We start from the raw sequence: 15,938 nt of genomic DNA on the forward strand, positions 1-15,938 counted from the left end.
TATGAAAGAAGCCCGCAGTTGCGGGCTTCTTTATGTCGACTGTGTTACCTTGTGAGCAGGTATTACTCGGCAGAGACGGGGTAACCGGCCCCTTTCCAGGCGAAGATGCCGCCCGGCACCCGATAGACCTGTTGATAGCCCTGATTGACCGCCCAGGCGGCTGCGTTGTGGCTGCGGCCGCACTTGACGAAGCCGCAGTAGATCACCACTGGGCGAGCTTTGTCTTCACCCAGCAGCGTCTGGAACTGCTCCGGTGTACCGCTTCCCTCGACAATCTCGCTCCAGTTGTCGCCAGCCTTGGCCTCTTTCACGAAGGCAAAGTTCTTGGCGCCCGGGATGTGCTCCTTCTTGTAGGAGTCCTCATAGGGCATGGTGTCGATGATCACCAGCTCCTCGCCCTTGTCCATCCGGGTTTTCAACTCGGCCACGGTCAGCAGCTGATAGCCCCCCTGCTGCGCCTCCTGTGCCAGCTGCACAGCCGATTGTTCCAGCTTCACCTCCTGCTCGAACTGGTTGTCGCCACAGCCCGCGAGGGCAAAGCTGGCCGCAATCAGCGAGGCCACCAGAGTGCGGGATCGCAATGTCATCATGTCACTACTCCTTTAGTACGGGAAAAACGGGGCGGGAAGTTCGCAGCAGGGCGCCCGCAAGCGTCAGTAGCAGCAGATCCCGCACAATGGCCTCCGGCAACGAGCTGAGATCAGCCCTGCCAAGACAGCCGCAAGAGATGTCGAGCCCGATGGCAACGCCATAGCCCAACACCGGAATAAACAGGGCGAGCAGCCCGATCACCAGCCACAATCCCCAGCGCCGGTTGGCGATGACTGCAAGCCCTGCGCAGAACTCAAGGGCAATCAGCCCCCAGGCGGCGAACGGGAGCAGCGGCGGCCAGATCAGGCCAAAGGCGCCGATCTGATCGATGAACAGGGCGGGGGAGGCCAGCTTGAACCCGGCGGAGGCGAGGAAGAATCCCCCCAGCGCCAGATTGGCCAGCATGCGCAGATAAACGGCCATGGGATAGCTCTTTATCATCCATGACTCCGACTGCCTGCCACAGGTGTTTGCTTCGCCATGTCCTGACTATCGGCCGGATAGCGGGCCAGCTCCTGATAGTCGCCGTCCGCTTCGCAGCGAAAGACTGCGGCGGTTTCACCGCTCTGGCACCACTGCTGCCACTCGTCTGGCGGGCAGTGGAGGCGAATGGCTAGGCCACAGCCGGCGCTAAGCAGGCGCGGCACATCGCAGACCCGAAACGACTGACCGTGCTGCTCCAGCCGTTTGCGCAGCCTGACCGTGCCGAGGGTGGAGTGGAACAGGTAGAGAAACTCCTGATTCATGATTTGCCTCCCGTGCTGGCGCGCGCGCCGAACAGGGCGGCCCCCAGCGCACCGGCAAACTGGGCGTCCGGGTGGGTGGCGACCTCGCAGCCCAACCCTTCGGCCAGATAGTGGCGGAAGGTGGCGCAGTGGCTGACGCCGCCGGTAAAGAGCACGCTCGGTCTGGCGCCGAGGCGGCCGATAAAGTTGGCACTGCGCCGGGCCATGGCGCGGACGATGCCGGCCAGGATCGACTCGGCCGGAATGCCCGCGGAGCGCAGGCTGATCGCCTCCGATTCGGCAAACACGGTGCACATGCTGCTGATATCGTGGGGCTCGGCCCCTTGCAGCAGTTCGTCAAGCTGCTCTACCCGCGCCCCCAGAGTGCGGGTGATCACCTCGAGAAAGCGACCGGTACCGGCGGCGCACTTGTCGTTCATCAGAAAGTCGGTGAGGTTGCCCTCGCCATCGAGCTGGATCACCTTGCTGTCCTGGCCGCCGATGTCGATGACGGTGTGTACCGACGGGCAGAGCAGGCGAGCCCCCAGCCCATGGCAGGAGATCTCGGTAACCCGGCGATCGGCGAACGACGCCAGATCGCGGCCATAGCCGGTCAGGGTCAGGTGGGGGCGCTCTGGCAAATCGGCCGAGAGCTCCTCCCAGCCTTGCTCGATGGCGGCCAGCGGACGAAAGGGGGTTGGCACCAGAAAACGGCGGACGATGCGCCCGCCATCATTGTGGTCGAACAGGATCCCCTTGGTCGCGGTGGAGCCCGAGTCAATCCCGATGGAGAGTGACACGGCGCCTCCTTACAGCATTTCGATAAAGGCGGCCAGCCGGGTCGCCAGTTGTCCCTTGTCGGCGCTGGAGTAGTCGGTCTCGACCGCCATGTAGGGGATGCCGTGGCGTTCGCGCACATGGCGCTTGATGGCGAGCGACTCCACCGCATAGGTGTGACAGGCCTGCAGGATCACGTCGATCACCCCGTCTGCCTGATACTCCTCCACCATCTGGCTCAGCAGATTCATACGCTGGTGATTGGGGGAGATGCAGGAGCAGCCGATGGCCAGATACTTGTCGGTCAGCGCATCGAACAGGTCACCCTCTTCGCTGACGCACTGCTCGGTCGCCTTGGCGCCGGTGCAGTTCTCGTAACCCACCACCCAGCCGCCGTGCTCCTCGATAAGGCGCACCACCTTGTCAGCTGCGCCGCCGATGGGGCAGCCGGTGATGAGGATGCGCGGACGGGCATCGAGCCGCTTGCCCTCGGCATACTCGGCCTTGATGCGGCGGGTCATCTCCTGCAGCTCGCTGATGAGCTGCTCCTTGTCGAAGCGGAAGGTGGCGCCATAGACCACCTTGAGCAGGTCGGTGCCGCTCAGCGCCGGCGGGTTGAGCTGACCCAGCCGGTAGAAGTCGACCAGCGCGCGGCGCTCGCGGTTTTTCAGCACGATGGCCTCTCGCAATGCCTGCTCGCTGATGGGCTTGCCAAACTGCTGCTCCAACAGCTCCTTGAAGCGGACGATTTCGCTGCGCCACAGGGTGCGGGAGGCCTCGTCATCGGCGCGGTTGGGCAATTGCATCACGTGCACCGGTTTGAACTCGGCCATGTACTCGTACATCTTCTTCTTGCCGTCGCAGGTGGTTTCCCCCACCACCAGATCGGAGAAGTAGAAGTAGGGGCACTTGTCGGTCTTGCCGAAACCATAGCTGCTCTTGATCAGCGGGCAGAGATTGCGGGGCAGGTCTTTCTCGGCCTCCTCGATGGTTTCGTCACTGGTGGAGCAGAGCGATACCACCACTGCGCCGGCAGCCATCGCCACCTCCTGCGGCATAAAGGTGCAGTAGGTGCCGACCAGGGGGATCTGTCGCTCCTTGAGTGCCATCACAGCCAGAAAGCCCTGACGACGGGCATCTGAAAAACTATCGAATATGGCTGGCAACTCGGTGATAAGTGACATAGGCGATCCTGCCCTGATGAGAGAAATGAAGAGACGGACGAGCCATCCGTGACGGCACATCCAACCGCGAGAATTATACCTTTGGGGGTAATTCGAAAATTGCGGTGGATCACAAGGTGTCAGGTAAATCCTTAATAACAGGCAGGTTATTGAGAAGGGGGCTGGCAGGTTGAAGGGGCTAGAGGGGGAATAAAAAACGGGCACCGCGAGGTGCCCGTTTTGGCAATCAGTGGCGCAGACCGGTGCCGCGGGAGATAAGCCACCAGGCGATACCGTAGAGGGCCACGATAAAGCCGATGATGATGAGGTAGGCGGTGCCGAGCGGCACGTCGGAGATGCCGAGGAAGCCGTAACGGAACGCGTTCACCATGTAGATGATGGGGTTCACCTGGGAGACACCCTGCCAGAAGGGGGGCAGCAGGCTGATGGAGTAGAACACCCCGCCCAGATAGGTGAGCGGTGTCAGCACGAAGGTGGGGATGATGCTGATGTCGTCGAAGGTCTTGGCAAACACAGCGTTGATAAGGCCACCCAGCGAGAAGAGGATGGCGGTGAGCAGCACGGTGACGCAGACGCTGAACAGATGGTGGATCTGCAGCGGCACGAAGAACAGCGACACCAGGGTGACGATGAGGCCGACACAGAGGCCGCGTGCCACGCCTCCGCCCACGTAACCGGCGATGATGACGTAGTTGGGCACCGGCGCCACCAGCATCTCCTCGATATTGCGCTGGAACTTGGCGCTGAAGAAGGAAGAGGCGACGTTGGAGTAGGAGTTGGTGATCACCGACATCATGATGAGGCCGGGCACGATGAACTCCATGTAGGTGAAGCCACCCATGTCACCGATGCGCGAACCGATCAGGTTGCCGAAGATGACGAAGTAGAGGCTCATGGTGATGGCCGGTGGCACCAGGGTCTGGATCCAGATCCGGGTGAAGCGGCTCACCTCTTTGGCCAGAATGCTCTTGAAGGCGATGTAGTAGATGGCCAGATTCATGCTTTTCTCCCCTCTTCGACCAGATTGACGAACAGCTCTTCCAGCCGGTTGGCCTTGTTGCGCATGCTCACGACCTGCACCTGCTGGTTCGACAACTGCTCGAACAGGCTGTTGAGTGACTGGCTCTTGTCGAGATCCACCTCAAGGGTGCGCTCATCCGGCATCCGGCCGTTGAACTCTGGTACCTCAGGTACGGCAGAACCTGGCGCAAGGTCGAGTAGGAAGGTCTCGCGACCCAGCTTGCCCAGCAGATTCTTCATGCTGGTGTTCTCGATCAGACGACCCTTGTCGATGATGCCGATGTTGCGGCAGAGCATCTCGGCCTCTTCCAGATAGTGGGTGGTGAGGATGATGGTGACGCCCTGCTCGTTGAGATCCTTGAGGAAGGTCCACATGGAGCGGCGGATCTCGATATCGACCCCGGCGGTCGGCTCATCGAGGATCAACAGCTTGGGCTCGTGCATCAGGGCGCGGGCGATCATCAGGCGGCGCTTCATGCCGCCGGAGAGGGTGCGGGCAGGCATGTCGCGCTTCTCCCACAGATCGAGCTGGCGCAGGTACTTCTCGGCGCGGATCTTGGCTTCCGCCTTGGGTACGCCGTAGAAACCGGCCTGATGGGTGACAATCTGGATCACCTTCTCGAACTGGCTGAAGTTGAACTCCTGCGGCACCAGTCCGAGCTGGGCCTTGGCCTGTTCCAGATCGCTGTCGATGTCGTAGCCAAACACCTTCACCTTGCCGGCGCTCTTGTTCACCAGCGAGCTGATGACGCCGATGGTGGTGGATTTGCCCGCGCCATTGGGGCCTAGCAGGGCGAAGAAATCCCCCTGCCTGACGGTAAGATCGATGCCTTTAAGGGCTTCGACGCCCCCCTGATAGGTCTTTTTCAGGCCGCTGATTTCCAGTGCGTTCATTGCAACCTCTGTGATGGTTGAATCCGGCTCGATACAGAAAAGGCGGCCAAGGCCGCCTGCACAGAGTAAAGGGCGCAAGGCCGCTTCACCCGTGATATTCCTGAACCTGGCTTACTCCTGGGGTACCACTTTGCCGATAAACGGCAGGTTGCGGTACTTCTGGGCGTAGTCGATGCCGCAGCCGACCACGAATTCGTCCGGAATGGCGAAGCCAATCCAGTCGACCGGCACCTGCACTTCGCGGCGGGAGGGTTTGTCCAGCAGGGTGCAGATGGCCAGGGATTTCGGCTCGCGCAGGGAGAGGATCTCGCGCACCTTGTTGAGGGTGTAACCGGTGTCGATGATGTCTTCCACGATCACCACATCCTTGCCCTTGATGTCGTCGTCCAGGTCTTTGAGGATGCGGACGTCACGGGTGCTGTGCATGCCGGAGCCGTAGCTGGAGGCGGTCATGAAGTCCAGGGTGATGGGCAGCTGGCACTGGCGGCAGAGGTCGGCCAGGAAGATGCAGGAACCGCGCAGCAACGCAATCATCACGACTTCGTCAGAACCCTGATAGCGGGCGGTGATCTCTTCACCCAATTTGGCGATCCGGGCGGCTACTTCAGCCTCGGAGATCATCACCTCGACGGTGTGTTTCATCACTTACTCCCATAAGGCCAAAGGGGATTTGGCCGTTCATGAATATCAAAACCGATGATTCTACCACTCATGTTGAAGGGTGCTAGAGATACGTGGTGCTTTTATCGGCTTATTTTAATTGATAGAGTTAGCAGGCACTCAGGCATGATTAGTTAAAATACTATAAACACCATAATCAATAACTATTAGATGATAAAAACTATGGAACCACGCGCAGAAATAAGACGTCGTACCCGGCTGTCGCCGGAAGCTCGTCGCTCCCAATTGATGGAATGTGCCATCGAGGTGTTCTCCCGTCGCGGCATTGGCCGTGCAGGTCACGCCGAGATAGCCGAACAGGCCAAGGTCTCTGTGGCTACCGTCTTCAACTATTTCAACACCCGCGAGGAGTTGGTAGATGAGGTGCTGGCCGAGATCGAACGCTTTGTGAACCAGATGCTGTCGCAGGCATACGGTGACCAGGGCTCCATTTTCGACAAGATCCAGCGTCATGTACGCCTCTCTGTCGATGCCGCCTACGATCAACCGGATTATGCCGGTATCTGGCTGGAGTGGAGCTCATCGGTTCGGGAAGAGGTATGGCCCCGCTATACCCGGCTGCTCGATCACTGCCTTGAGCTGATCGCCAGCGAGCTGCAAACCGCCATGGATGCAGGGGAGATCACCAGCGTGCTGTCAGCACAGGATCTGGCCCGCTCTCTGACCGGTTTTGGCTATGTGATGATGCAGATGATCAATCAACCCCAGCGCCCGGCGCGCCAAGAGGTGACTGATTTCCTGTTCAAGTACGTGACGGCGCCAATTCAGGCTCGCTAACACGGCTTAACGAAAAAACGGCGTCACTCATTGAGTGGCGCCGTTTTTTTATGGCCGGATATGGCGGTCACCTCACTGGTGGCCATAGCCCCAGCGGTGGGTCAGCTCATGCTCGACACCCAGATGATCAAGGATGCGGGCAACCATAAAGTCCACCAGATCTTCGATGCTTTTCGGCTCATGATAGAAACCGGGGGCAGCAGGCATGATGGTCACCCCGAGCCGTGCCAGTTTCAGCATGTTCTCCAGATGGATCGCCGAGAAGGGGGTTTCGCGAGGCACCAGGATCAGCTGGCCGCGCTCCTTGATCACCACATCCGCTGCTCGCTCCAGCAGGTTGTCGGAGGTGCCGTTGGCAATGGCCGAGATGGTGCCCATGGAGCAGGGGCAGACCACCATCTGTTTGGGGGCCGCCGAACCGGAGGCGACCGGCGAGAACCACTCCTCCTTGCCGCAGGCGACAATCTGACCCTCCTTGGCGCCATATTGGCGACAAAGATAAACAGAGAGCTCTTTCGGCGAGCCGGGCCAATCCTGCTGCTGCTCGGTTTTGAGCACCACACGAGCTGCCGAGGAGGCGAGCAGGTAGACCCGATAGTCTGCCTGCACCAGACACTGAAGCAGGCGCAGGGCGTAGGGGGCGCCGGAGGCGCCGGTCAGCGCAAGGGTGATCGCTTTGTTCATAGTTCGCCGTGGTAATCCTTGAGGCGGGCGATCAGCTTGTCATGAATGCCACCGAAGCCGCCGTTGCTCATGATCAGAATATGGTCGCCATCACGGCTCTCGGCCACCAGCCGGTTGATCAGGGTCTCCAGATCGTTGAATACCTTGGCGGGTCGGGTCATATGGGCCGTCACCTCGCCGAGATCCCAGCCGATGTTGGGGGGCTGGAAGAAGAACACCTCGTCGGCGCCATCGAAGCAGCCAGCCAGCTCCTCCTTGTGAACCCCCAGCTTCATGGTGTTGGAGCGAGGCTCCAGCACCGCCAGAATACGTGAGCTGCCTACCTTGGCACGCAGGCCGCCGAGGGTGGTCTCGATGGCGGTGGGGTGGTGGGCAAAGTCGTCATAGACGCTGATGCCCGCCACTTCGCCTTTGAGCTCCATCCGCCGCTTGGGGGATTTGAACTGGCAGAGCGCCGCGATGCCGTGCTCCACCATCACGCCAGCATGACGGGCGGCAGCGATGGCCATCAGGCCATTGTTGACGTTGTGCTCGCCGATGCACTCCCAGTGCACCTCACCCTGCTTTTCGCCATCCAGCCACACCTCGAAGGCGGAGCCGTCATCGGCCAGCTTGACCGCTTTCCACTTGGCGTCATCCTGACCCACCAGCTCCACTTCGCTCCAGCAGCCCATCTTGCGCACGGCGGTGAGATTGTCATCGGCTTGCGGGAACAGCACCCGGCCGTTACTCGGCACGGTGCGCATCAGGTGGTGGAACTGGCGCTGGATCGCGGCGAGATCCGGGAAGATGTCCGCATGGTCAAACTCCAGATTGTTCATCACCAGGGTGCGCGGATGGTAGTGGACGAACTTGGAGCGTTTGTCGAAGAAGGCGCAGTCATACTCGTCCGCTTCGATGACAAAGAAGGGGGCGGAGCCGAGACGGGCGGAGACCGGGAAGTTGCCCGGCACGCCGCCAATAAGGAAACCGGGTTCCAGTTTGGCGTACTCCAGCACCCAGGCCAACATGCTGGCGGTGGTGGTCTTGCCATGGGTGCCGGCAACGGCCAGCACCCAGCGATCTTGCAGCACGTGCTCCAGCAGCCACTGGGGACCGGAGATGTAGGGCAGATTGCGGTCCAGCACATATTCAACACAGGGGTTGCCGCGGCTCATGGCGTTGCCGATCACCACCAGATCCGGCGCCGGATCGAGTTGGGAGGGGTCATAGCCTTCGGTCAGTTCGATGCCCTGTTGCTCGAGCTGGGTACTCATGGGGGGATAGACGTTGGCATCCGAACCGGTCACCCGGTAACCAAGCTGTTTTGCCAACACCGCCAGACCACCCATAAAGGTGCCGCAGATCCCGAGAATGTGAATATGCATACCGCTTCCTTTCGCAGTAAAGGGAAGTGCGCATTCTAGGGGGTGTTGCGGTGGTGGCACAAGCCGCACTCATGGTGAGCGGCCCACAGATGCAGCACCGGAGGCAGAAATCTTGGCGCTGTTGGGATATGCGAGATTGGAATGGGCTGGTGGGCTTTATTTGAGGCTTGATATTGTGTCGCACTTTCTTACAATTCTTCGGTTTTGTGACGCACGCTACAGTTTTACGATATCGCCCTTTTCCAAAGGAGAGTCCCCATGGGCAAGTTCCTGCTTTGCTATCTGGTCGGTGGTCTGGTGGCCATCAGTTGGGCTGCGCTGCCCGCTCATGGTCCCTGGGATCAGTGGGACCTCGCGATTTTTCATACCGTTAACGGCTGGCTTGGCCAGTCGGCTCTGTGGGCCGATCTGGTGGCCATCACCAATAACCGGCTGTTCGATCTGGCGGTGTTGGCCTGTATGGGGTTGATCCTGGCCCGATGTTTCTTTGCACGGGATCTGGCGGGTCGTCGCCAGCTGGTGGCGATGTGCATAGTGATGCTGCTGAGTGCTCTGGTGATCAACCAGCTTGGTCACCGATTGCCGGTGGAGCGACCCAGCCCGACCCTGATGGTGGCTGATGCGCTGCGGGTGACCCAGATCAGCGGTATTCCGACCAAGGACTCTTCCGGTGACAGCTTCCCCGGGGATCACGCTCTGTTCCTGATGGTCTTCGCCGGTTTTGCCCTGCGCTATCTGCCGCGCTGGGCGGGAGTCACCGCATTGCTGATGGTGCCGATCTTTTCCGCGCCGCGCATTCTGGCTGGTGCCCACTGGTTTACCGATGTCTACGTCGGCGCACTGGGGCTGGCGACCCTCTGTCTGCCCTGGTTGCTGCTGACCCCGCTGGCGGATCGGCTGATAGAGCGCATCGCCCCCCGATTGGCCCGTGTGCCGCTGCTGCGCAGTCAGGCCCACTGATTGAACGTCGCAAAATAAAACGCCCCGACATGAAAATGTCGGGGCGTTCTGTTATCCACCCGCTAGATCATCAGCCTTGATAGCCGTTCGGGTTGTTGCTTTGCCAGCGCCAGGTATCGACCATCATCTGCTCCAGACCGCGCTCTGCCTGCCAGCCCAGCTCGGCACGGGCCAGCGTCGGCTCTGCCCAGCACTCGGCGATGTCGCCCGGGCGACGGGGTTTGATCTGGTAGGGAATGGGTCGGCCGCTGGCCGCTTCAAACGCCTTGACCATCTCTAGTACCGAGTAGCCCTGACCTGTGCCCAGGTTGTAGGTGAAGACGCCGGTGTCGCTCTTGATGCGCGCCAGTGCTTTCAGGTGGCCGATGGCGAGATCCACCACATGGATGTAGTCACGTACGCCGGTGCCATCCGGAGTCGGGTAGTCGTTGCCAAATACCCCCAGCTCCTTGAGCTTGCCGACACCCACCTGGCTGATATAGGGCAACAGGTTGTTGGGGATGCCGTTGGGATCTTCACCAATCAGGCCGCTCTCGTGGGCGCCGACCGGGTTGAAGTAACGCAGCAGTACGATAGCCCAGCGGGGATCGGATTTGGCGAGATCGCGCAGGATCTCCTCCACCATCAGCTTGGAGCGACCATAGGGGTTGGTGGCGCTGGTGGGGAAATCTTCCCGCAGCGGTACCGAGGCGGGATCGCCATAGACGGTGGCCGAGGAGCTGAATACCAGCCGGAAAACCCCGGCCTTGGCCATCTCTTCGCACAGCACCAGAGTGCCGCTGATGTTGTTCTGGTAGTAGGTGAGCGGGCTCTGGCTCGACTCCCCGACCGCCTTGAGACCGGCGAAGTGGATGACCGATTCGATCTGGTTGTTGGCGAACACCTGCTGTAGGCAGGCTCTGTCCAGCACATCCCCTTCGACGAAGGTGACCGGCTTGCCGGTGATCTGCTCGACCCGCTTGAGTGACTCCGGTGAGGAGTTGGAGAGGTTGTCGAGGACCACGACCTGCTGCCCCGCGCCGAGCAGCTCAACCAGGGTGTGGGAGCCGATATAGCCGGCGCCCCCTGTGACCAGTATTGTCATTTTTTATCCCGTGTTCTGGTGAAACTGGGGCAGAGTCTACCCGTCCTGCCCGCTCGGGAAAAGGTTGAGATACCAATGAAGCCCTTTGTGTATCTCAATAATCGAGACTGATATCCCCTTTCGCGGTGCAGGAGCAGGCCAGAGCAACGCCGCTCTCCAGATCCTGAGCACTCAGGGTCATCACGCTCTGGCGCTCGATGTCACCTGTGGTGGTGCAACGACAGCTGCCACATACCCCGGCGCGGCAAGCGGCCATTATGGTTTCGCCCGCCGCTTCCAGTGCCGCCAACAGGGTCTGACCTGGCAGGATCTTCACCTTTTTGCCGCTCTTTTTCAGGGTCAGCCAGAAGTGGTCGCTGGTGGTCTTGATGGGCTCTGCGGGGGGAAAACCAAAGGACTCCTGATGCAGTTGCTCCGGCGGCAATCCCAGCTCTGCCAGCATGGTGCCGACCGCCGCCATATAGGGGGCCGGGCCGCAGAGATAGACATGGCGTTCGCGTAGATCCGGGGCCAGTTCGGCCAGCATGGCGGGGGTGAGTCGGCCAATCCAGGGGTGATCTGCAGGGGCATCTTCCAGAATCAGGGCATGGCGTACACCGGGATGAGCTTCGGCCAATGCAGCCAAGTCATCCGCGAAGATCACATCTGCTGGCGAGCGGGCGCTATGGATAAAGCGGATATCGGCATCCGGCCGTTTGGCGAGCTCGTCCCGCAGCATGGCCCACATGGGCGTGATGCCGGAACCGGCACTGAGCAGCAGTGGCCGTTTGCAAGGGAGGTTGGTCAGGTTGAAATCGCCAAAGGGACCATCCACCCGGATCTTGTCTCCCACTTGCAGGGTCTGGTGCAGATGGCGAGATACCCGTCCCACATCCTTGATGGTGACCTGCCAGCAGGCATCCTGCGGGCTGGAGGAGAGGGTATAGGCACGGCAGTGGGGCTGGCCGTCGATCTCGGTGTGCAGGGTGATGCATTGGCCAGCCAGTACGGGAGGGAGGCTGCCGGAAAGCGGCGCGAGCTGCCAGCTCACTACGTCGTGGGTGTTCTGTTGGCGGCCAATGCAGGTGAGCGTGAGAGAGGTCATCACAAGGCTCCTTAGGTTTGAAACGGTTCGAAAAACGTCTGGTGAAAAAGCCGGATCCAGAAAAAAGGCGAGCCGGGCGGCTCGCCAAACGCTTACAACATGCTGGAATGTCAGGCCGCCAGGATCTCGGCCAAGTCAGCCTCGGCCGTGGTGGTCCCTTTCAGGCCAAACTGCTCCTCCAGCACCTTGAGCAGGGCCGGGGTGAGGAAGGCGGGGGCGGTCGGCCCGGTACGAATGTCCTTCACCCCGAGGGAGAGCAGGGTGAGCAGAATGACGATGGCTTTTTGCTCGAACCAGGAGAGCACCAGCGTCAGCGGCAGATCGTTGACCCCGCACTCGAACGCCTCTGAGAGTGCCAGTGCCAGCTGGATGGCGGAGTAGGCATCGTTGCACTGGCCCACGTCCAGCAGGCGCGGAATGCCGCCGATATCGCCAAAATCGAGCTTGTTGAACTTGTACTTGCCGCAGCCCAGGGTGAGCAGCAGGCTGTCGCGCGGCGCCGCCTTGGCAAACTCGGTGAAGTAGGCGCGCTCGGCCTTGTCACCGTCACAGCCACCCACCAGGAAGAAGTGGCCGATCTCTCCGGCCTTGACCTTCTCGATCACCGCGGGGGCGGCCTGCATCAGAGCGTTGCGGGCAAAGCCGATGGTGATGAAGTGCTCGAGCTCGGTGTGTTTGAAGCCTTCCAGCGCTTGCGCCTTGGCGATCACAGCGGAGAAATCATCCCCCTCCAGATGAGTGACGCCTGGCCAGCCGACGATGGAGCGGGTGAAGATGCGATCCGAGTAGTTGCCCACATTCGGGTCGATGATGCAGTTGGAGGTCATCACCACGGCGCCCGGGAAGTTGGCAAACTCCTTCTGCTGGTTCTGCCAGGCGGAGCCGTAGTTGCCCACCAGATGGGGGTACTGCTTGAAGAAGGGGTAGGCCAGCGCGGGCAGCATCTCGCCATGGGTGTAGACATGAATGCCGGTCCCCTTGGTCTGCTCCAGAATGAGCTTGAGATCCATCATGTCGTGGCCGGAGACCAGAATGCACTTGCCGGGGATGGGGGTTACGCGTACCTGGGTCGGCTCCGGATGGCCGAAGGCGCTGGTTTCACCGAGATCCAGCATCTCCATGATTTTGAAGTTGAGCTGACCGATCTCCATGGCGCAGCTGAACAGCCGACCCATTTCGCTCGGGTCTGTGCTTAGCCAGCTCATGATGCGGTGGAATTCGGCGGCCACCTCGTCACTCTGCTGATCCAGCACCCGGGCGTGCTCCATGTAGGCGGCGGCGCCCTTGAGGCCGTAGAGGCAGAGCAGGCGCAGCCCCATGATGTCTTCGTTCACTTCGTTCTTGCCCCGATTGGGGGCGGCTGGCGCGGCATGGGCAAGTTGTTCCAGCAGCTCGGCACCGGGCTCGAAATAAGCGGACTGTGGCAAGTTGTTGACCTGCACCGCCATGGCGGTCAGACGATCGGCTAACTGCTGGCGATAGGCGAGGGCCTGATTGACGTAGGCCGCGATGCGATTCGAGTCGAAGTTGACGTTGGTGAGGGTGGCGAAGAAGGCCTTGGGCACGAAAGCATCGATCTCGCGATCCATGATGCCCTGCTCGCGGGCGGCCAGCGTCCAGGCGCTGAGCCCCTGCAGGGTGTAGATCAGCACATCCTGCAGATCCGAGGTTTCCGCCGTCTTGCCGCACATACCTTGTGCGTAGGCACAGCCGTTGCCTGCCGGGGTACGAATTGTCTGTTCACATTGCACACAAAACATCATGTCTCTCCTAATTGGACATTTCAGTTGTCTGTTTTGTGGTGATTCTATTCCTCTCGCGAAAAACTTAATAGGTATTCAATTTGCCAATTAAGATTCCCTTGATGCAGATCAAAAACAAAAAAAGCCGCCCAAACAGGGCGGCAAGCGGGTGGATAAAAGGAGAGACAACTCAGGTTTGCAACAGAACATAACAATCAGACTGATTGGGCCGTGGTCTGGTCAGGAGCTTTCGGCCCGGTACTTACTCAAGCCAGCATACGTACGCTGTAGTCGGCTTGGTTCACTATCAGGCCAGATAAGCGCGCAGCATCCAGACCAGTTTTTCCTGCTGCTGCACATAGTCGGAGAGGATGGAGGCCGTGCCCTCATCACCGGCTTCGGCGGCTTGGCCCAGAATACGGCGCTGGGCGACCAGCAGTTCGCGGAAGCTATCCAGCAAGGATTCGACACAGGCGCGGCCATCGTGCAGCCCCTTCTGCTCCGGGATGGCAGAGACTTTCAGGTATTCACTGAAGCTGTGCATGGGCACGCCATCCAGGGTCAGGATCCGCTCGGCCAGCGCATCGACTTTCAGCAGCAGGTCGTTGTAAATCTCTTCAAATTTCAGGTGCAGTTCGAAGAACTGGTTGCCACGGATATTCCAGTGGAAGCCGCGCACGTTCATGTAGAGGATCTGGTAGCTGGCCAGCAATTTGTTCAACTCGGCTGCCAGGGCTTGTGATTGAGCAGTATCAAGACCAATCGGGCTTTTCATCATTCACCTCCAGATTTGGAAATCGGTTTTAAATTCTCTTTCGGAACGCAGTCAGAATAACGCCTTGCAAAATGCAGGGACAATTGCTTGTGCCTAACTGTTTGATAGCTAACGGCTATCAAACAGTACGCAGCAACGGGGGCAATGGATGAGGATTAGGGGAAGTATTTTTCGAGCAGCGCCATCAGGATGGCCTGACACTCGCGGTCCGGTTTGCTATCGACCTTGCTGGCGCGAAAGTGGAGCTGAAAGGCGCCCAAGACGGCGCGGCTCTGCTCATCCCACTGGCCGCTCCGGGGCAGGCCATAGCCATAGCGGGCCAACTGCTGCTGCCACATGGCCGCATCCCAGTCGGGCAAGGGGCTGGCCAGCAACTCGGCCACCCGACCTTCATCGGGCCAGGCGCCGACCCCATACGTCAGATAGAGCTGGCGCCAGGGGAAGTGAGGGCCGGGATCCTGCTTGCGCTCGGGGGCGACATCGCTGTGGCCCAGCACCTGGGTCGGTGGAATCTGGTAGCGGGCGACCAGCTCCCGGCTGAGGGCGCCGACGGCAGCTATCTGCTGCGGGGTATAGGGTTGCCAGCGGCGGGCATCGGGGGCCAGCGGCTCATCTTCCGGCGGATAGCCAAGGTTGACGATCTCGATGCCAAGGGCGCTTGCATTGAGCCCGGCATATTGGTGCCAACGGCTGCGTCCCGCATGCCAGGCGCGCGCGTTGTCCGGCACCAGCTGATAGACGGTGAGCGGGGTCTCGTGGCTGTCGCGGGGGATCAGGTAGTGGGCGCTTACCTTGTGCTCCGGCTCGGTCAAGAGGCGCAGGGAATTGGCATCGTCTTCGTCGGTGTAGTGGAGGATCAGAAAGGCGATCCGCTCGTTCTGGTTGGCGCTCTGATAGCGGGTAGATAGCTGGTACTCGGACGGTGTACAGGCGCTCAGCAGCAGAACCAGTGGCAGAAAGAAGAGGGGAAGAAGACAGCGCCAGCGCCATCCCCCTGCCGCAGCCAGGCTGCTGAGCGTGGGAGGAGTGAGTCGCTGGCACATGTCGAAGGCCCGCTCTGGTCAGTCGCGCGGCTGGTTAGCCGCGGTATTTGGCAGTGAGACCGATCAGGAAGTTGCGCAGGATCTGATCCCCGCAATCCTGATAGTGCTTGTGATCCTTGGAGCGGAACAGGGCACTGAGCTCGGACTTGGAGAGGTTGAAGTCGGCGAGCTTGAGGGTGCCGAGCATATCCTCTTCCTTGAAGTTGAGACCGATGCGCAGCTTGCGCAGGATCATGTTGTTGTTGATCCGGTTCGGGATCACCTGGGGCGGTGCATCTTCCCGCACGCCGCGGCGGGCGATGATGAAACCGTCGAGGAACTGGCTCAGGGCCGAGTCGGGACAGGCGACATAGCCTGCCTCTTGCTCTTCACCTTCCGCTGCCTCTTTCATCAACCAGCTGTGCAGCTGGGCGTGAGTGACCGTCAGGTTGCCCTTGGCAAACATCTCGACCATCTGGTCGTTGCTGATGGTGAGGGCGTAGCGCAGACGGCGCAGAATATCGTTGTTGGTCATGCTGACTCCTGTGTAAACGGCGCAACTTTACCATCT

At 60.3% G+C, this 15,938-nt stretch carries 18 protein-coding genes; 2 read left to right on the top strand and 16 right to left on the bottom strand.

Annotated elements, in window-relative coordinates; genetic code table 11:
- Nucleotides 1–62: 62 nt before the first annotated feature.
- From I6L49_RS19525 to hpt, 8 genes are all read right to left on the bottom strand, one after another.
- Nucleotides 63–590, bottom strand: a complete 528-nt coding sequence (locus tag I6L49_RS19525; RefSeq protein ID WP_151287393.1) for a rhodanese-like domain-containing protein — start codon at nt 588–590, stop codon at nt 63–65.
- A 4-nt stretch (nt 591–594) separates the two neighbouring features.
- Entirely contained in the window at nt 595–1,014 is a 420-nt protein-coding gene (locus I6L49_RS19530; protein ID WP_236398956.1) for a MauE/DoxX family redox-associated membrane protein, read from the bottom strand.
- Nucleotides 1,015–1,028: 14 nt separating this feature from the next.
- Nucleotides 1,029–1,337: a DUF3343 domain-containing protein gene (locus I6L49_RS19535; RefSeq protein ID WP_124241701.1), complete on the bottom strand. Its 309-nt coding sequence runs from the start codon at nt 1,335–1,337 to the stop codon at nt 1,029–1,031.
- Complete coding sequence (locus tag I6L49_RS19540) at nt 1,334–2,116, bottom strand: acyl-CoA dehydratase activase (RefSeq protein ID WP_104016372.1); 783 nt, start codon at nt 2,114–2,116, stop codon at nt 1,334–1,336. Before I6L49_RS19540 ends, I6L49_RS19535 begins: the two co-directional genes overlap by 4 nt.
- A 9-nt stretch (nt 2,117–2,125) precedes the next feature.
- Entirely contained in the window at nt 2,126–3,277 is a 1,152-nt protein-coding gene (locus tag I6L49_RS19545) for a double-cubane-cluster-containing anaerobic reductase (protein ID WP_216950186.1), read from the bottom strand.
- A gap of 226 nt (nt 3,278–3,503) precedes the next feature.
- Complete coding sequence (locus I6L49_RS19550) at nt 3,504–4,277, bottom strand: ABC transporter permease (protein ID WP_005362866.1); 774 nt, start codon at nt 4,275–4,277, stop codon at nt 3,504–3,506.
- A complete protein-coding gene (locus tag I6L49_RS19555; RefSeq protein WP_005354634.1) occupies nt 4,274–5,191 on the bottom strand; it encodes an ABC transporter ATP-binding protein in 918 nt (305 codons plus the stop codon). The genes I6L49_RS19550 and I6L49_RS19555 overlap by 4 nt, the downstream gene beginning before the upstream one ends.
- 111 nt (nt 5,192–5,302) lie before the next feature.
- Nucleotides 5,303–5,833: a hypoxanthine phosphoribosyltransferase gene (gene hpt, locus I6L49_RS19560; protein ID WP_005335618.1), complete on the bottom strand. Its 531-nt coding sequence runs from the start codon at nt 5,831–5,833 to the stop codon at nt 5,303–5,305.
- Nucleotides 5,834–6,034: 201 nt separating this feature from the next.
- Here hpt and I6L49_RS19565 point away from each other — a divergent pair, with 201 nt between their 5' ends.
- Nucleotides 6,035–6,649: a TetR/AcrR family transcriptional regulator gene (locus I6L49_RS19565; protein ID WP_042079938.1), complete on the top strand. Its 615-nt coding sequence runs from the start codon at nt 6,035–6,037 to the stop codon at nt 6,647–6,649.
- A gap of 72 nt (nt 6,650–6,721) precedes the next feature.
- Here I6L49_RS19565 and I6L49_RS19570 read toward each other — a convergent pair whose 3' ends face one another.
- On the bottom strand, nt 6,722–7,333 hold the full coding sequence (locus I6L49_RS19570) for a flavin prenyltransferase UbiX (RefSeq protein ID WP_151287389.1): 612 nt from the start codon (nt 7,331–7,333) through the stop codon (nt 6,722–6,724).
- Nucleotides 7,330–8,700: a UDP-N-acetylmuramate:L-alanyl-gamma-D-glutamyl-meso-diaminopimelate ligase gene (mpl, locus tag I6L49_RS19575; RefSeq protein ID WP_005362853.1), complete on the bottom strand. Its 1,371-nt coding sequence runs from the start codon at nt 8,698–8,700 to the stop codon at nt 7,330–7,332. Before mpl ends, I6L49_RS19570 begins: the two co-directional genes overlap by 4 nt.
- Before the next feature lie 258 nt (nt 8,701–8,958).
- Here mpl and I6L49_RS19580 point away from each other — a divergent pair, with 258 nt between their 5' ends.
- Nucleotides 8,959–9,660 carry a phosphatase PAP2 family protein gene (locus I6L49_RS19580; protein WP_216950187.1) on the top strand — a complete coding sequence of 234 codons (702 nt, stop codon included), beginning with the start codon at nt 8,959–8,961 and terminating at the stop codon, nt 9,658–9,660.
- A gap of 70 nt (nt 9,661–9,730) precedes the next feature.
- Here I6L49_RS19580 and galE read toward each other — a convergent pair whose 3' ends face one another.
- The 6 genes from galE to I6L49_RS19610 all read right to left on the bottom strand — a co-directional run bounded on the left by galE (nt 9,731) and on the right by I6L49_RS19610 (nt 15,902).
- Nucleotides 9,731–10,744 (bottom strand): UDP-glucose 4-epimerase GalE, encoded by a 1,014-nt coding sequence (galE, locus tag I6L49_RS19585; RefSeq protein ID WP_216950188.1) that lies wholly within the window; start codon nt 10,742–10,744, stop codon nt 9,731–9,733.
- Between the two features lie 94 nt (nt 10,745–10,838).
- Nucleotides 10,839–11,828, bottom strand: a complete 990-nt coding sequence (locus tag I6L49_RS19590) for a hybrid-cluster NAD(P)-dependent oxidoreductase (protein WP_216950189.1) — start codon at nt 11,826–11,828, stop codon at nt 10,839–10,841.
- Nucleotides 11,829–11,938: 110 nt separating this feature from the next.
- Entirely contained in the window at nt 11,939–13,588 is a 1,650-nt protein-coding gene (gene hcp, locus I6L49_RS19595; RefSeq protein ID WP_216951686.1) for a hydroxylamine reductase, read from the bottom strand.
- Nucleotides 13,589–13,877: 289 nt separating this feature from the next.
- Nucleotides 13,878–14,345 (bottom strand): Dps family protein, encoded by a 468-nt coding sequence (locus tag I6L49_RS19600; RefSeq protein WP_005343312.1) that lies wholly within the window; start codon nt 14,343–14,345, stop codon nt 13,878–13,880.
- Between the two features lie 155 nt (nt 14,346–14,500).
- On the bottom strand, nt 14,501–15,388 hold the full coding sequence (locus I6L49_RS19605) for an N-acetylmuramoyl-L-alanine amidase (RefSeq protein WP_216950190.1): 888 nt from the start codon (nt 15,386–15,388) through the stop codon (nt 14,501–14,503).
- A 34-nt stretch (nt 15,389–15,422) separates the two neighbouring features.
- Nucleotides 15,423–15,902: a DUF1456 family protein gene (locus I6L49_RS19610; protein ID WP_005343323.1), complete on the bottom strand. Its 480-nt coding sequence runs from the start codon at nt 15,900–15,902 to the stop codon at nt 15,423–15,425.
- Nucleotides 15,903–15,938: the final 36 nt, after the last annotated feature.

The sequence above is a fragment of the Aeromonas sp. FDAARGOS 1419 genome (assembly GCF_019047045.1).
Lineage (GTDB): Bacteria > Pseudomonadota > Gammaproteobacteria > Enterobacterales > Aeromonadaceae > Aeromonas > Aeromonas veronii.

What these genes read in the sequence shown, in the direction of transcription:
- hcp (WP_216951686.1), bottom strand. Translation starts at nt 13,588, where the DNA reads ATGTTTTGTGTGCAATGTGAACAGACAATTCGTACCCCGGCAGGCAAC.
- galE (WP_216950188.1), bottom strand. Translation starts at nt 10,744, where the DNA reads ATGACAATACTGGTCACAGGGGGCGCCGGCTATATCGGCTCCCACACC.
- hpt (WP_005335618.1), bottom strand. Translation starts at nt 5,833, where the DNA reads ATGAAACACACCGTCGAGGTGATGATCTCCGAGGCTGAAGTAGCCGCC.
- mpl (WP_005362853.1), bottom strand. Translation starts at nt 8,700, where the DNA reads ATGCATATTCACATTCTCGGGATCTGCGGCACCTTTATGGGTGGTCTG.
- I6L49_RS19550 (WP_005362866.1), bottom strand. Translation starts at nt 4,277, where the DNA reads ATGAATCTGGCCATCTACTACATCGCCTTCAAGAGCATTCTGGCCAAA.
- I6L49_RS19570 (WP_151287389.1), bottom strand. Translation starts at nt 7,333, where the DNA reads ATGAACAAAGCGATCACCCTTGCGCTGACCGGCGCCTCCGGCGCCCCC.
- I6L49_RS19590 (WP_216950189.1), bottom strand. Translation starts at nt 11,828, where the DNA reads ATGACCTCTCTCACGCTCACCTGCATTGGCCGCCAACAGAACACCCAC.
- I6L49_RS19545 (WP_216950186.1), bottom strand. Translation starts at nt 3,277, where the DNA reads ATGTCACTTATCACCGAGTTGCCAGCCATATTCGATAGTTTTTCAGAT.
- I6L49_RS19600 (WP_005343312.1), bottom strand. Translation starts at nt 14,345, where the DNA reads ATGAAAAGCCCGATTGGTCTTGATACTGCTCAATCACAAGCCCTGGCA.
- I6L49_RS19535 (WP_124241701.1), bottom strand. Translation starts at nt 1,337, where the DNA reads ATGAATCAGGAGTTTCTCTACCTGTTCCACTCCACCCTCGGCACGGTC.
- I6L49_RS19565 (WP_042079938.1), top strand. Translation starts at nt 6,035, where the DNA reads ATGGAACCACGCGCAGAAATAAGACGTCGTACCCGGCTGTCGCCGGAA.
- I6L49_RS19525 (WP_151287393.1), bottom strand. Translation starts at nt 590, where the DNA reads ATGATGACATTGCGATCCCGCACTCTGGTGGCCTCGCTGATTGCGGCC.
- I6L49_RS19605 (WP_216950190.1), bottom strand. Translation starts at nt 15,388, where the DNA reads ATGTGCCAGCGACTCACTCCTCCCACGCTCAGCAGCCTGGCTGCGGCA.
- I6L49_RS19530 (WP_236398956.1), bottom strand. Translation starts at nt 1,014, where the DNA reads ATGGCCGTTTATCTGCGCATGCTGGCCAATCTGGCGCTGGGGGGATTC.
- I6L49_RS19555 (WP_005354634.1), bottom strand. Translation starts at nt 5,191, where the DNA reads ATGAACGCACTGGAAATCAGCGGCCTGAAAAAGACCTATCAGGGGGGC.
- I6L49_RS19610 (WP_005343323.1), bottom strand. Translation starts at nt 15,902, where the DNA reads ATGACCAACAACGATATTCTGCGCCGTCTGCGCTACGCCCTCACCATC.
- I6L49_RS19580 (WP_216950187.1), top strand. Translation starts at nt 8,959, where the DNA reads ATGGGCAAGTTCCTGCTTTGCTATCTGGTCGGTGGTCTGGTGGCCATC.